The sequence below is a fragment of the Streptomyces sp. NPDC046203 genome (genome assembly GCF_040646255.1).
GTDB lineage: Bacteria > Actinomycetota > Actinomycetes > Streptomycetales > Streptomycetaceae > Streptomyces.
This window is the reverse complement of sequence record NZ_JBEYZX010000001.1, coordinates 118186-131531: the sequence shown is the minus strand read 5'-3', so window position 1 is coordinate 131531 and position 13346 is coordinate 118186. Positions and strand designations below refer to the sequence as shown.

The window sequence follows — 13346 nt, the reverse complement described above, 5'->3', positions numbered from 1 at the left end:
AGGGGCGGCGGGCGGGAGCCGGCGCTCCAGTCGGTCACGGAAGCCGAGACGGCATCAGGGGTCGATCAGGGTGCCATCGGGGGCGATCCCGGGACGATCCCTGATTCGCCGCGGCATGGTTGTGCGGCACGCTCGTGGCATGACTTTCAAGCCTCTTTTCTCCACAGCCGGGACCGCGACGACAGCGGGCCGGCACCGGTGGGTGCCGACGACAGCGCTCGCGTGTGCGGCTCTCGCCGCGGTGGTGCTGGGCGCGGCCTTACCGGCGGTCGCGGCGCCCGCCGCGCGTCCCGCCGTCGTCGCGGCCGGTGGCGCCGGTGCCACCGGCGACCGGTTGCCGGAGCTGGATCCGCGGGCGTTGCGGCATGCCCTGTCGAGCGCGCCCGACCACGTCACGGGCGTGCTGGCGCGCGTGAGCGGGCCGGACGGCCACTGGACCGGGACGTACGGCACCGCCGACATCACGACCGGCGCGCCGGTGCCGGTGGACGGCCGGTTCCGGCTCGGCAGCGTCACCAAGACCTTCATCGCCACCGTGGTGCTGCAACTGGCCGCCGAGGACCGCGTCGACCTCGACCAGCCCGTCCAGCGGTATCTGCCGGGCCTCCTGCCCGACGACTACCCGCCGATCCCCGTCCGCACCCTGCTCAACTTCACCAGCAGCCTGCCCGAACTGACCCCGGACGACCTGCCCACCACCCCGGACGGCATCGTCGAGCACCGCTTCGACGACCACCCGCTCTCCGAACTCGTCGCCAAGGCCGTCAGGCACGAACGCCCCTTCGCCGAGCCCGGTCACATGCAGGTCTACGGGGCCACCGGCTACTACGTCGCCGCCATGCTCGTCGAGAGCCTCACCGGACACACCTATCAGCGGGAGATCACCACCCGGATCCTGCAACCGCTGCACCTGCGTGACACCACCGCCCCGCAGGTCGACACCACGATCCCCGGTCCCCACTCCCACGGCTACATCGCCGTGCCTCGGCCGGACGGCGGATCGCGGCTGGTCGACATCACCGAACAGAATCCCGGCGCCGGAGGCATGATCTCCACCACCGCCGACCTCGACCGCTTCCTGACCGCGCTGTTTCGAGGACGCCTGCTGCCCCCGCCCGAGCAGGCGGAACTGTTCGACGTCCCCGACGTCCCAAGTCTCAGCGGCACCGCCGGCGACCCGCGACCGGCCAACGTCCACTACGCCGCCGGGCTGATGCGCGTGACCCTGTCCAACGGCGTGACGGTGTGGGGCAAGACCGGCACCACCTTCGGCTACACCAGCGGCATGTTCGCCACCCGCGACCTGCGCCGGCGCGTGGTGTACTCCTTCAACCCCACCAGCGGCGGCGGGAACGATCTCGCCCTGGCCACGCGGATCCCGACCGCGGCCTTCGCCCCGTGAGCGTCCCACCTCATGACTGACGATCACCTCGCCGAACGCGGCTCCTGTCAGGCCCGTACCAGGTCCGGCGCCACCGCCCACCGGTCGGGCGGGACGGGCCACCGCCACCCGGACCGGCCCGGTCCGGTCCGGACGACGGCAGCCGCCCGATCCGATCCAGACCGGACCGGACCGGACGGCAGCCGCCCGTCCACCGCTCAGATCGCGTCCGCCATCACCAGGGAGTGGATCCGGTCCGGCGCGCCCGGGCGGGCGTAGTACCAGCCCTGGGCCGTGTCGCAGCCGAGCGCGCGCAGTTGCTCGGCCTGGGCACTGGTCTCCACGCCCTCGACCGTGACGGCCAGTTCCAGGCTGTGGGCCAACTGCACGATCCCCTCGACGATCTTGATGTCGACCGGGTCGACCGGGTTCTGCTGCATCCCTTGAGTGAACGACCGGTCGAGCTTGAGGACGCTCACCGGCAGCCTGCGCAGATTGGCCAGGTTGGAATACCCGGTGCCGAAGTCGTCGAGGGCGATGTCGACCCCCATCTCGGCGAACTGGCGCAGCGGCTTGAGCAGGTCGTCGTCGGCGCCGATCAGGGCCGACTCGGTGACCTCCAGGCACAGCGCGCCCGGTTCCAGGCCGGAGCGCTCCAGGACGTCGACGGTCTCGGCGACCAGGTTCGGGTGGTGCAACTGGGTCGGCGAGAGATTGACGTTGATCCGCAGCGGGCCGGTGGCCTTATGGCCGCCGGGCGCCTCGTCCTGCCAGAACCGGGCCTGCCGGACGGACTCCTGGAGCACCCAGCGGCCCAGCGGCACGATGAGGCCGGTGTTCTCGGCCAGCGGGATGAACCGGTCGGGACCGAGCACCCCGTGCTGCGGGTGGCACCACCGTACGAGCGCCTCGGCGCCGTGCACACCACCGTCGCCGAGGCGGACGAGCGGCTGGTACTCGATGAAGAACTCGCCGCGTTCCAGCGCCGCGGGCAGCGCGGTGGTGAGCCCGTGCCGGGTGATGGCCCGCGCGTCGGCCTCGTCGTCGGCGTACTCGAAGCGGTTGCCGCCCGCGGACTTGGCCCGGTACATCGTGATGTCGGCGCTGCGCAGCACCTCGGCCGGGGTCCGCTCGCCGGCCGGACCCTCGACGATGCCGACGCTGCCGCGTACGGTCAGCTCGCGGCCGTCGACGCTGATGGGGGCGGACAGCACGCCCAGCATCCGGTCGGCGAGTTCGGCGACCTTCCGCTCGGTGCCGGTGCCGGTGGTCAGCGCCACGAACTCGTCGCCGCCGAGCCGGGCGACCATCTCGCCCGGGGAGGCGACACAGCTCTGCAGCCGGTCGGCGACCTCGACGAGGAGCCGGTCGCCGGTGGAATGGCCGAGGCTGTCGTTGACGACCTTGAAGCCGTCGAGATCGAGGTAGCAGAGCCCGAAACGGCTGGCCTCGCCCGGGCCGAGGGCCTTCTCCAGGCGCTCGAAGAACAGCGTCCGGTTCGGCAGCCCGGTGAGGGCGTCGTGGGTGGCCTCGTACCGCAGGCGCAGATTGAGCAGCCGTCGTTCGGTGGTGTCCTCCAGCAGCGCGAGCTGGTACTGGGGGGCGCCGGCCGCGTCCCGCAGCAGCGAGACGGTGAGGTTGGTCCACAGGACGGTGCCGTCGGCGCGGTAGTACGGCTTCTCGACCCGGTAGTGGTCGCGCTCGCCGCGCACCAGCTCGTCGTAGAGCCGCCAGACGTGCGGGCCGTCCTCGGGGTGACTCCACTCGGCGATGTTATGGCTCAGGACGGTGTGTTCCAGGCCGCCGAACATCCGGGTGAGGGTCTCGTTGACCTCCAGGACGGTGCCGTCGAGGTCGGCGATGCCGATGCCGATCGCGGCGCCGTCGAAGACCGCGCGGAACCGGCTCTCGGTGGCGTGCAGGGCCTTCTCCGCGGCGCTCTGCGCGGCGAGCGCCGAGTGCGCGATGGACTCCTGTTCGGCGAGGGTCCGTTCACGCAGTGCCTGGGCGAACCCGGCGGCCATGGCGTGCTGGAGCCGGGAGCAGCGGGAGCGCAGTTCCTCGGCGGAGAAGGCGTCCGGCTCGGCGGCGGCCGGGGCCGCGACGGGAGCGCAGTAGAGCACGAGGTACGCGTCGACCACGCCGAGGCTGCGGGCCAGCGCGTCCGGGTCGGTGCAGTGGGCCGCGACCAGCGCCTGGCCGACGCGGTGCGCCGGGGCGGTGTCGAAGGGCCGGGCGTGCAGGGCGGCGCGGAGTTCCCTGGCCGGGGGCAGCAGATGCCGCTCGAACTCCTGCCGCGTCATCGAGGTCGCGGTCACCGGGAACACGGTGCGACTCCAGATGGTCACGAACCTTCTGAGTCTGTCCTCGGGCCCGTCGGCTCCGGCGCCGGATCCGGTGGGCTGGGTGGGCACCTTCACGGCTTGCGCCCTACCCCCGCGTAGCCGGAGAAGGCGAACGGGTCCTCCTCCTCGTCCGGGTTGTCCGAACGCCACAGGGGCATCGGCACCAGGCCCGGCTCGACCAGTTCGGTGCCGTCGAAGAAGCGGGCGATCTCCGCCTTCGACCGCATCACCAGCGGGTTGCGGATGTCGCGGTAGACGCCGACGGCGCCGCCCGCGCGTTCCTGCGGGACCGGGATGCCCTCGTAGGAGGCGTGGGTGAGGACGAGCATGCTGCCCGGGGCGAGGGCGCCGAGGAGTTCGGCGACGGCGGCGGCGGGCTCGTCGCCGTCCTCCAGGAAGTGCAGGACGGCGACGAGGAGGAGGGCCACCGGGCGGTCCAGCTCCAGCAGTCCCCTCACCTCGGGACTCTCCAGGATCTCGCGGGGCTTGCGCAGGTCGGCGGCGACCACGGAGGCGCGGTCGTCGCCGTCGAGCACCGCACGGCTGTGGGCGACGGCGACCGGGTCGTGGTCGACGTAGACGACCCGCGCCTCGTCGCTGGCGGCCTGCGCGACCTCGTGGACGTTGCCGAAGGTGGGTATCCCGGAGCCGATGTCCAGGAACTGCGTGACGCCCCGGTCGATCGCGTGCCGCACGGCGCGGCGCATGAAGGCCCGGTTCGCCTGCATGATCTTCGGCAGGCCCGGCAGGAAGTCCATGGCCTTGCGGGCGGCTTCACGGTCCACTTCGAAGTTGTGCGAGCCGCCGAGATAGAAGTCGTACATACGGGACACACTCGGCACCGAGATATCGATGCCGGGCGGGGCCCAGGCGGGACGCTCCATCAAAGTCTCCAACAAGTCGCCATGGGGGTTACGGGGATCCGGCCCGATGTTCGCAGCCTGCGTTCGAGCTGAGGCTACTGATCACCCGCCGAGAGAGCGAGCAGAAACGGAAATTAACGATCCGTTCTTGGTCACACGCCATTGGCACGTGCGCTTTTTACGGAAGAGTTCAGGCCCGAGGACCGTGCATCTTCCTGTGCATGTGGCCGAAGAGGGTGGGGTGGGGAACGCCTCGCGCGGTCCGAAGCGCCGGAGGGGTGAGGTCCGGGCCACGAGCCAACGGTATTCGGCCAGTTCTCCACCTCGGCGCGGTTTGTAAACCTGTATGACGAGAGATCCGCCTATCCAGCGAATCTTGGCCCGTTTGGCCCCCTGGAAGCGTTCCATACGATCATCCTGCTCCGCGTGCCCCTCTTGCCTCAGTACGGCTTCTCCCGCTACGGACCGCGGATCGCCCACAGCCTCGCGGCCGGTGCGCTGGTGTGGCTGCTCGCCTCCCCCGCGCCCGCGGCGGCCGACGCCTGCGCGTACGCCACCACGGCGCCGGACGGATCGGCCCTCGCCCTCTCCTCCGCCAGGCCGGGCCCCTGCTTCCCTCACCATCACCACCACCATCACCACCACCCGCCGCACCCGACTCCCACGCCGGAGCCCTCCACGCCGCCCCCGTCGCCGTCCCCGGAGCCGACTCCCTCCCCCTCGCCGCCCTCATCACCCTCGCCGCCTCCGCCGCCTGTTCGGACCACACCGCCGCCGCCCAAGCCGGCCCCGGCTCCGGTTCCGGCCACCCGGAAGGCGTTGCCCCCGCCGCCCCCTCCCGCACCACCCGCACCGCCGTCACCGAGCGCGCGCCCGCGTCCGCACGTCCCCGCCGCGGTCGCGCTGCCGCACTACCGGCGGACCGCCCGGGCCAAGCCGAAGAGCTCCCCGAACGTGGTCACCACGACGCTCCTGATCACCGCGCCCGCGGTGCTCGCGACCGCGATCCTGCGCCCCCGTTCCTCCCGCTGACGGCCGCTCCGCCGGCCGCGCACCCCGACGTCCCCCGATCCGCCCGCCCCGCCGGGCCACGAGAGGAAACCCTTGTCCGAATGGCTTGTTCTCACCCTTGCGATGGCCGCCGCGTGCGCTGTCGTCCTCACCATCGTGGTCATCAACCACCGCCGCATCCCGGTCGACGACGATCCGAGTGAGACCCCGGATGTCATCGAGTACATGACGATGATGATCGGCGTGGTGTACGCCATCGTCCTCGGACTCGCCATCGCCGGCGTCTGGGAGGCGCGCAGCGCCGCCCAGGAGACCGTGCGCCAGGAGGCGCAGGCGCTCCACGAGATCAAGGAGCGGGTCCAGGTCTACCCGGTCGCGGTGCGCGAGCGGATCCGGGGCGACGTCGACGCGTACGCCTCCTTCGTCGTCGCCGACGAGTTCCCGTACATGGCGGCGCACGGCTCGCTCGACCCCCGGGGCACCCAGCTGCTCGAAAAGGTCCGGCGCAGTGTGAGCGACTACCGGCCGGCCGACGACTTCGAGGGCGAGGCGTACCAGCCGCTGGTCGACCAGGTGACCGTCGTCGACGACGCGCGCGGCGCGCGCGGGCAGAACGCCGGCGAGACGATGCCCGGCGTGGTGTGGTTCGGTCTCATCATCGGCGCCCTGGTGACGGTCGGCCTGATCTTCACCCTCCAGATCCGGCGCACCGGGAAGGAGTTGCTGCTCGCGGGACTGTTCAGCGCGCTGATCGCGTTCCTCCTCTTCCTGATCTGGGACTTCGACGCGCCGTTCGGGCGGGGCATGGCGGCCACCGCCGGACCCTTCACCGATCTGTTCCCGCACCTCACCGGCTGACCCGAGGCCCACAGGAAAGCTCCGGTGCGACACCTTCTGAGCCGAGCGGGGGACTTCGGTGCCCCGTTCGCACGTCTGGGATCGCGGCTGTGATAAGGCGCTCCTAGCGTTTCGGGCATCGAGGTGCATCTCACCCCCTTCGCGGAAACCGCTTCCGCGGCTGCTCCTCGGGGACCGGAGGATCCACCATGCGCGCGATACGTGCCGCGTCCACCGCGCTCCTGGGGGCGGCCGCCCTCGTCCTGGCCGCCGCCCCCGGTGCCGTCGCCGGCGGTGCGCCCTCGCCGCAGCCGCCCGCGCCGGGCGGCGGCACGGCCGACTTCGTGATCACCCCCGGCACCGTCGCGCCGGGCGGCCGGATCACTCTCAGTGCGCCGGGCTGCCGGAGTACGGCGACGGCCGCGTCCGGCATCTTCGACACCGTCACCATCGCGCCCGGCTCCTCGTCCACCGCCACGGTGGACGCCGACGCCCGGCCGGGCGCGGTCTACACGGTGTCCTTCAACTGCACCGGGGGCGGCCAGGGCAATGTCGCTCTGACCATCGCCGGGGTGTCCGCCGCGGTCCCGACGGCCCGTTCGACGGTGCTCACCCCGCCGCGCGGGGTGCGGGGCGGCCTCGGCGGCTCGATCGAGGCGACCGGGCCCGGTATGACGGCGGTCGGCGGGGCCATGGTGCTCGTCGCCGCGGGCGGTCTCGCGTACGCGATCCGCCGCAGGACGGCCGACGGCCGCAGGCGCTGACGGCACCGAGGGCAACTGAGGGCACTGACGGCACCCGGCGATCCCCCCGTCTCGTCCTCCCCTCCCCGCGCTCCCCCGGCTCCCGCGACTCCGCACTCCGCGCGACGACCGTGTCGCCCGGCGCGTCCCGGGCCCGGGATCCGGCTCGGGGGTGCGACGGGCGACGGGTGTCGCGGACGCCCGCCGGGAGGTTCGGGCCGGCGAGGGCGCCGCTCGGGCGGGTCAGACCTCCGCACCGCCCGCACGACGACGGAGGAGGACGAAGAGTCCGCCGCCCACCGCGGCGACGGCGACGAGCCCGCCGCCCACCGCCATCTCCGTGTCGCTCGGGGTGAACACGCCGCCGAGGCCGCCTTCGGCGCCCCGGCCCGGCAGCACCCGGAAGGGGTGGGAGGTGGTCTCGCGATTGTCGTGGCACCGGACGGCCAGGTGGTAGCTGCCGGGCGTCGCGTTGTTGTAGACGCGGGCGATGGCGCTGGACAGGCCGTTGTGGTTCACCGACAGGTTGGTCTCGGGAAACGCGTTGGACGTGACGGTGCCGCCGTGGCCGCACCCCTTGGCCGTGATGGTGATCGTCGAACCCGCGTGGACGTCGAACGGGTTGACCGTGACCTCCCTCGGTCCGTTGGTGGCGGTGGCGAGGGGCGCCGCGAGCCCGAGGGCCGCGAACGCGGTCGCCGTCACCGCCGCAGTGCGTGCAGCACGCATGGTGGAACCTCCCGTGGAAGGCGCCCCGAAGCGGTGCCCCGGGAGTGTCGACGAGTACGCCCTCCATGACGAACCCTCACAAGTGGCGATGTCCGACGCACTTCGGAACTGGGCCGCCCCGGTGAGCCCGGGCCGCGGCCGAACGGGGGGCCGGGGCCGACGGAATCGCAGGTCACGGGTCCGGGATGACGATCCGACGAACACTCGAACGCGTCATCACTCGTTCGTACGAGCCGCGCCCGCCCCGGGAGCGCCGGTGCCGCCATCGCCGTAGGGCTTCACGCGGCGCCGACGGGGCTGTCGCCCGACGGCTCGCCACCACGCCCGGCGGAGCCCGGCCACCCGTTCGTCCGCGCCCGGATCGCCGGTCCGCGCGGTCGCCCTTACCGTTCCCCTGACGCCGTCAAGGGAGAACCATGAGTCGCACGGACTTCAGCCTCTTCGATGCCGCCAGGAGGCGCCAGCCCTGGGGTGCGCTGGCTCTCGTCATGCTCTCGGGGCTCGCGATCATGCGCAACGGCGTCGGCTTCGAGTCCGGTCCGCCCCAGCCCGCCACCACCGCGCGCCCGGCGGCCCGGCCGGTGACCCGGGCGCCCGAGCCGACCGGGGTGCGGCCGCTGCCCTACGCCCCCGCGTCACGGATCCGGATCCCCGACCTCCAGGTCGCGGCGCCCATCATGGACGTCGGTCTGGACCCGGACGGCTGGATCGCCGCCCCACCGCCCCAGGACGCCAACCTGGCCGGCTGGTACCAGAACGGCATCGCGCCGGGCCAGCGCGGTACCTCCATCGTCGTCGGCCATGTCGACAACCTGGCGGGCCCGGCCGTCTTCTACGGGCTCGGTTCCCTGGAGAAGGGCCGGCGCGTCGAAGTCGAGCGGTACGACGGCCGCGTGGCCGTGTTCGAGGTCTACGGGGTCGAGGTGTACGCGAAGAACGACTTCCCCGGGCTGCGGGTGTACGCGGACACCGGCGAACCCGAACTGCGCGTGATCACCTGCGGCGGCGGATACACGCGGGCGCAGGGCTACGACGGCAATGTGGTCGTGTACGCCAGCCTGGTGGACACCCGGTAGCGGCCGGGCCTGCCGGGTGGCCGCCGGACATGTCCGGTGGTCACCAGGCATGTCCGGTGGTCACCAGGCATGTCCGGTGGTCGCCGGGCACATACGAACCGGTCCCGGCACCCTGTGCGGTGTGCCGGGACCACAGGTGCGGCCGCCAGGGGATCGCTCAGCGGCGCGGGACCGTAAGGGTGTACCCCGCGTCGAGGAGCCGGGGCAGGTACTGCTTGATCGCGGCCACGCTGTGCGAACGGTTGCCGCCCGCGTCGTGGTTGAGCACGACGACCCCGGACGCGGCCCCGTCCAGGACCCGCCGGACGATCGTGTCGGTGGGCGGCTCCTCCCAGTCGCTGGTGTCGACCGTCCAGGCGAGCGGCTCCATGCCCAGTTCGGCGCCGGTCTCGAAGACGATCCTGTTCCAGGCGCCGTAGGGCGCGCGGAACCACGACGGCGGGGCGCCGAGGGCCCGTTCGATGATGTCGCTCGTCGAGCCGATCTCCTGGCGGATGACGGACGGCCGTTTCTTGGGCAGTTCGGGGTGGGTCCAGGTGTGGTTGCCGACCACATGGCCGTCCGCCGCCATCTGCTTGAGCAGGTCCTGGTTGTCGATCGCCATCTCTCCACAGACGAAGAACATCGCGCGGCAGTCGTAGCGCCGCAGGGTGGCGAGGATCTCCGGGGTGTAGCGGGGGTCGGGTCCGTCGTCGAAGGTGAGCACCATCGACTTGCCGACCCCGCCGAGCCGGAGGAAGGGCCGGGTCCGTGCGGGCGGGTTGGCCCGCCGGAAGGCGGGCGGCGCGTAGTCGGTCATCGGCTGGAGACGATACGCGGTGGGCTTGCGGGCCGCCCGGGCCTGGGCGCGCGCCTCCGGGCCGGCCGCGCCGGTCGCCCCGGCCGCGGGATGCGAGCCGGCCGGGGCCAGGGTGGCCCCCTCTCCGGCGCCCGCCCCGGACCCGGCGCCCGAGTCGGCCAGACGGTTCGCGGCGAAGACGCCGACGGTGGCGGTGGCCCCCAGAGCGGCCGCCAGACGCAGCAGCGATCGGCGCCCTGGAGACTTCTCATCGGTTTTCATGACCAATAGTGCGAACGGCGGATGGCCTCGCGCGGGCAGCCACACCCGGCCTGCTGTCCGAAAACACCTGATGAGCCGATAATCTCAGCGCGTGAGTGGATTCGAACGAGGTACGGACGGCCCGAAGGTGATCGTCGCCGGAGTGGACGGTTCCGCGTCCTCGCTGCGCGCGGCGGCGTACGCGGCAGGGCTGGCCCGCCGTCAGAACGCGCGTCTCGCCCTGGTGTACGTCCAGCCCGTCCTGTCGCCCGGCGCGGCGCTCGGGGCCCCGGTCGCCGAGCCCACGGACGAGATCGCCGACAGCCTGGCGGCCGAGATCAAGGAGGCCGCCGACCGGGTGCGCGCGACCTGGCGGGTGCACTGGGAGTTCCACACCCTGCGCGGGGACGCCTACGCGGGTCTGGTCACGGCCGCCGACGAACTGACCGCGGACGCGGTGGTCGTGGGCGCTTCCGAGTCGGCCGGCCACCGTCTCGTGGGCTCGGTGGCGGTACGTCTGGTCAAGTGCGGCCGCTGGCCGGTGACGGTCGTTCCCTAAACCGGCGAGCCGGCGAACCGGACCGGGGAGGGGTGGGGTGGGGTGGGGCGGTCACGGCCGGATCACTTCGCGCCGCCCGTACGTCCGCGCCCGCCCGTACGCCCCTCGTACGCCTGCGACACAAGGGGCGTACGGGCCGACGCGTGGCATCGACGGGCCGGGTCCGCTACGGCGCCATCACCAGGCCGGCGCGACCGGCGCCCCGGTCCAGGACGACGTCGCGGATGGTGTCGCGGATCCCGGCGTACTGCTCCTCGCCCTCCTTCACCGCGGCCCCGAGGTCGACGACCCGGCCCCGGGAGGTGTCGAAGTACTGCGGCACGAACTCCGCCCTGGTCACCTCCCAGCGGCGGCCGGGCGTGGCCGGCGGGGTGAAGGTGAAGCGGGCCAGGGTGCCCTCGTTGCCGCGCCGGTCGAGGTCGCCGGAGTAGTTGATCATCTGGCCGGCGATCTGGTCGCCCATCCCGTAGACGATCCAGGTGCCGTTGACCTTCTCGTAGGCCTGCGGCACATGCGCGTGGGTGCCGATGATCAGATCGATGTCGGGGCGGGCGCCGGTGCGCGAGGCGGTCAGGGCGCGGCCGAGGGAGAGCTGTTGCTCGTCCGGCTCGGTCTCCCATTCGGTCCCCCAGTGGATCGAGACCACGACGACGTCGGCCCCGGCCCGGCGGGCGGCGCGGGCGTCCTTGACGATCCGCCGCTCGTCGATGGTGTTGACCGCCCAGGGCTGTCCTTCGGGCAGCGGGTGGTCGTTGGTGTCGTAGGTGTACGCCAGCTGGGCGACGGTCGCGCGGCCCGCCTTCAGCAGAGTGGGGCGGGCGGCCTCGGCGGCGCTGCGGGCGGAACCGGCGTGCCGTACACCCGCCTTGTCCAGAGCGTCGAGGGTGCGGCGCAGTCCGTCGGCGCCGTCGTCGAGGGTGTGGTTGGAAGCGGTGGAACAGGAGTCGTATCCGGTCTCCTTGAGGGCCGCCGCGACCTCGGGCGGTGACGTGAAATCGGGGTATCCGCTGTACGGGCCGCCCTCCTCGCCGTACGCCGTCTCCATGTGACAGATCGCCAGATCGGCGCCCGAGACGACGGGTTTCACGGCGGCGAGCATGGGCGCGAAGTCGTAGCCCGCACCGCCCGCGTCGACGGCGGCCTGCCGGATGATCGAGTCGTGCGGGAGGACGTCGCCCGAGGCCACGAGGGTGAAGGGGGCCGGTGCGGCCTTTCCTCCGGGTGGGGTGGCGCCCTGCGGGGCGCGGCTCTGCGCGGCGGGCTGGACCGCGCGGTCGGGGGCCCGGCCGGCACCGGCGCAGGCGGTGGCCGTGGCGAGCAGCGCGGCGGCGAGGGTGGCCGCGCCGAGGCGGGTGCGAGGGGTCATCTGCCGGGCTCCACCGATTCATAGGATGAACATCTGGTCAGCCGAATTCACCCTGGCGCAAACCCTCAGTCAAGAATCAATGCCGCTACTCACCGCAAACCCCGCTGGAACGGACGCAACGGGGCTCCCGGTCCTCCCCTGGCATGCCATTCACCGCTCCGTGCGACCGTTCGTCGCAGATCGCGGTCCGCGCTCTGTCCCTCGCCCCACGAATGCGTTGCCATACCGCGCATGACGACGGCGACAGTGACGACCACCACGGCCACGGCTTCCCCGGCCGAGGCTTCCCGCGCGGCGAGACCCACGACCGACGAACGCGCGCTGGCCGCGCTCCAGCACGAGCACGGCCCGGCCCTGCTGGCCTTCCTGCTCAAACTGGCCCACGGCGACCGGCAGCGGGCCGAGGACCTGGTGCAGGAGACGCTGCTCCGGGCCTGGCTGCACCCGGAGGCATTCGACAGCTCGTACGCGTCGATGCGGCCCTGGCTGTTCACGGTCGCCCGGCGGCTCGCCATAGACGCCCGCCGGTCCCGGCTGTCCCGCCCCGCCGAGATCGGCGACGCCGTCCTCTCCGTCACCGCCGACCCGGCCGGCTGCACCGAGACACGCGACGCCGCCCTGGACGTACGGGCGGCGGTCCGCGGCCTCAGCCCCGAGCACCGCGCGGTCCTCGTGCGGCTCTACTTCGACGGCCTGACCGTCCGTGAGGCCGCCGACGACCTCGGCATCCCGGCGGGCACCGTCAAGTCCCGCTCGCACTACGCGCTGCGCCAGCTCGGCCACCGCCTGCCCGGCTACCGGCCCCGGCACCGCGCGACCGTTGCCCGTACGGCACCCGTCACCGCACAATGACGGGCGTGACGCTGACGACTGCCGCCGCCGACAAGATCCTCGCCGACAACTTCGCCCCCTGGGTGCTCGAACTGGGCCTGAGTGTCGACTCGCTCGACGCCGACGGTCAGGGGGCGGTCCTGCGGCTCCCCTGGTCGAAGCGGCTCGCCCGGGAGGGCGGCGGGCTCAGCGGTCAGGCGCTGATGGCCGCCGCCGACACGGCGACGGTGATCGCCGTGTCGGCCGCCCGAGGCGGCTTCGTCCCGATGACCACCGTCCAGCAGTCGATCACCTTCCAGCGGCCGGTGACCGGCGCGGATGTGCTCGTACGGGCCCGGCTGACCAAGACCGGCAAGCGGATGGCCTTCGCCGACATCACGCTGTGCGCCGAGGCGACGGACGAGATCGCCGCCCACGCGACCGCGGTGTACGCCCTGCTCGGCTGACCCGCGCGGCCTCGCCCGTCCGCCCCCGTCCTCACCCGCCCGCGCCCGGACCCGCCCCGCTCGCGGGAGCTCCGGGCCCGGGCCTCCCCCGCATGGCGCTCCCTCCGCCGTGCCGGCGCG

The 13346-nt window shown here is 72.7% G+C and carries 13 protein-coding genes; 8 read left to right on the top strand and 5 right to left on the bottom strand.

Translation table 11 applies throughout. The features are described from left to right. Nucleotides 1-139 precede the first annotated feature (139 nt). Nucleotides 140-1402, top strand: a complete 1263-nt coding sequence (locus ABZ990_RS00545; RefSeq protein ID WP_361222962.1) for a serine hydrolase domain-containing protein — start codon at nt 140-142, stop codon at nt 1400-1402. A 197-nt stretch (nt 1403-1599) separates the two neighbouring features. Here the strand turns inward: ABZ990_RS00545 and ABZ990_RS00540 are convergent, their stop codons facing one another. After that, the gene (locus ABZ990_RS00540) at nt 1600-3801 is read right to left on the bottom strand and encodes an EAL domain-containing protein (RefSeq protein ID WP_361222959.1); all 2202 of its coding nucleotides are present in this window, start codon (nt 3799-3801) and stop codon (nt 1600-1602) included. Further along, entirely contained in the window at nt 3798-4610 is an 813-nt protein-coding gene (locus ABZ990_RS00535) for an SAM-dependent methyltransferase (RefSeq protein ID WP_361222956.1), read from the bottom strand. Before ABZ990_RS00535 ends, ABZ990_RS00540 begins: the two co-directional genes overlap by 4 nt. A 405-nt stretch (nt 4611-5015) precedes the next feature. Between ABZ990_RS00535 and ABZ990_RS00530 the strand changes: the two genes are divergently transcribed. The 3 genes from ABZ990_RS00530 to ABZ990_RS00520 all read left to right on the top strand — a co-directional run bounded on the left by ABZ990_RS00530 (nt 5016) and on the right by ABZ990_RS00520 (nt 7201). Further along, nucleotides 5016-5621 carry a hypothetical protein gene (locus ABZ990_RS00530; protein WP_361222954.1) on the top strand — a complete coding sequence of 202 codons (606 nt, stop codon included), beginning with the start codon at nt 5016-5018 and terminating at the stop codon, nt 5619-5621. A gap of 72 nt (nt 5622-5693) precedes the next feature. Beyond that, on the top strand, nt 5694-6458 hold the full coding sequence (locus tag ABZ990_RS00525) for a hypothetical protein (RefSeq protein WP_361222951.1): 765 nt from the start codon (nt 5694-5696) through the stop codon (nt 6456-6458). A gap of 188 nt (nt 6459-6646) precedes the next feature. Beyond that, entirely contained in the window at nt 6647-7201 is a 555-nt protein-coding gene (locus tag ABZ990_RS00520; RefSeq protein WP_361222948.1) for a hypothetical protein, read from the top strand. A gap of 222 nt (nt 7202-7423) precedes the next feature. On the opposite strand, the gene ABZ990_RS00515 is transcribed toward ABZ990_RS00520, so the two are convergent. Beyond that, nucleotides 7424-7909, bottom strand: coding sequence for a hypothetical protein (locus tag ABZ990_RS00515; RefSeq protein WP_361222946.1), 486 nt, complete (start codon nt 7907-7909; stop codon nt 7424-7426). Nucleotides 7910-8325: 416 nt separating this feature from the next. On the opposite strand from ABZ990_RS00515, the gene ABZ990_RS00510 reads away from it, so the two are divergent. Next, nucleotides 8326-8985 (top strand): class F sortase, encoded by a 660-nt coding sequence (locus ABZ990_RS00510; RefSeq protein ID WP_361222943.1) that lies wholly within the window; start codon nt 8326-8328, stop codon nt 8983-8985. A 157-nt stretch (nt 8986-9142) separates the two neighbouring features. Here ABZ990_RS00510 and ABZ990_RS00505 read toward each other — a convergent pair whose 3' ends face one another. Then, nucleotides 9143-10045, bottom strand: a complete 903-nt coding sequence (locus tag ABZ990_RS00505; RefSeq protein WP_361222940.1) for a polysaccharide deacetylase family protein — start codon at nt 10043-10045, stop codon at nt 9143-9145. Nucleotides 10046-10136: 91 nt separating this feature from the next. Here ABZ990_RS00505 and ABZ990_RS00500 point away from each other — a divergent pair, with 91 nt between their 5' ends. Then, complete coding sequence (locus ABZ990_RS00500) at nt 10137-10583, top strand: universal stress protein (RefSeq protein WP_361222937.1); 447 nt, start codon at nt 10137-10139, stop codon at nt 10581-10583. 166 nt (nt 10584-10749) lie between these two features. On the opposite strand, the gene ABZ990_RS00495 is transcribed toward ABZ990_RS00500, so the two are convergent. Further along, on the bottom strand, nt 10750-11949 hold the full coding sequence (locus ABZ990_RS00495) for a CapA family protein (protein WP_361222935.1): 1200 nt from the start codon (nt 11947-11949) through the stop codon (nt 10750-10752). A 231-nt stretch (nt 11950-12180) separates the two neighbouring features. Between ABZ990_RS00495 and ABZ990_RS00490 the strand changes: the two genes are divergently transcribed. Further along, the gene (locus tag ABZ990_RS00490) at nt 12181-12801 is read left to right on the top strand and encodes a sigma-70 family RNA polymerase sigma factor (protein ID WP_361222933.1); all 621 of its coding nucleotides are present in this window, start codon (nt 12181-12183) and stop codon (nt 12799-12801) included. Between the two features lie 5 nt (nt 12802-12806). Then, nucleotides 12807-13226 (top strand): PaaI family thioesterase, encoded by a 420-nt coding sequence (locus ABZ990_RS00485; RefSeq protein WP_361222930.1) that lies wholly within the window; start codon nt 12807-12809, stop codon nt 13224-13226. Nucleotides 13227-13346: the final 120 nt, after the last annotated feature.